The sequence below is a fragment of the Streptomyces hilarionis genome (genome assembly GCF_024539675.1).
Taxonomy (GTDB): Bacteria; Actinomycetota; Actinomycetes; order Streptomycetales; family Streptomycetaceae; genus Streptomyces; species Streptomyces hilarionis.
This window is the reverse complement of the sequence record NZ_JAHHIT010000389.1, coordinates 1-679: the sequence shown is the minus strand read 5'-3', so window position 1 is coordinate 679 and position 679 is coordinate 1. Positions and strand designations below refer to the sequence as shown.

General features: G+C 55.8%; 1 protein-coding gene. It reads right to left on the bottom strand.

Annotation, left to right across the window (positions count from 1 at the left end; all coding sequences use genetic code 11):
• Window positions 1-336 precede the first annotated feature (336 nt).
• Window positions 337-579 (bottom strand): hypothetical protein, encoded by a 243-nt coding sequence (locus tag KMS84_RS38790; RefSeq protein ID WP_181283747.1) that lies wholly within the window; start codon window positions 577-579, stop codon window positions 337-339.
• Window positions 580-679 lie beyond the last annotated feature (100 nt).

Below are 679 nucleotides of genomic sequence, written 5' to 3'. Positions count from 1 at the left end.
ACCGCACTTGTGCGCATGGTCGCCGTGTTGGTAGCGGCGCAGCCGCACTGTGCTTATTTGTTTGCCATCCGCCGCGCCAATCGCGAGATAAGGTATCGGCGTCTTAAGCCAATCGCGGGCATACGACACCATAATAGTTAGACGTCCAACTGGTGGGAGCTACCGTCCCCAATACCTGTGCGGAGTTATGATGGGCGGGCGCTATCTTGGTTATGCGGGGGCGAGTAGATGACTTGGCCGGACGAATGCGCAGGGTCAAGCACCCTGAAGCTTCCAAGATCCTGCCCAAAGTCCGTCAGCATCAGGGATGCGCGACAGTCACTGAAAATGGATGTGTTAAAACTTTGGTACATCGCCTGTGGCTTCCGCAATGGTGGCCAAAGCCTCCTCCATATTGGCGATGTTGTCTTGAAGCTTCTGAAAAACCAATAGGAAAGCGCCGTCCACATCCACGGTCTGGTGGCCGCGAAGCGTACCTACTCTTTCATCCTCCATCTGCTGGAGACGGTTGACGCTCTCTCGCAGAGCCAACAGCTGATCAAAGATGGCGCCGATTTGAGCTTGGCTTTGTGCACTCATTGATGCCACCCGAGCCTTGAACTGATTTCCCTTCGATAGGCCGTATCGATCTGAGCCGGCACCTGCCTAACGTAGTTCCGCGCGTGCGCCTGCGCATCTG

Coding starts and splice junctions, on each gene's coding strand:
- KMS84_RS38790 (WP_181283747.1), bottom strand. CDS start 579: ATGAGTGCACAAAGCCAAGCTCAAATCGGCGCCATCTTTGATCAGCTG.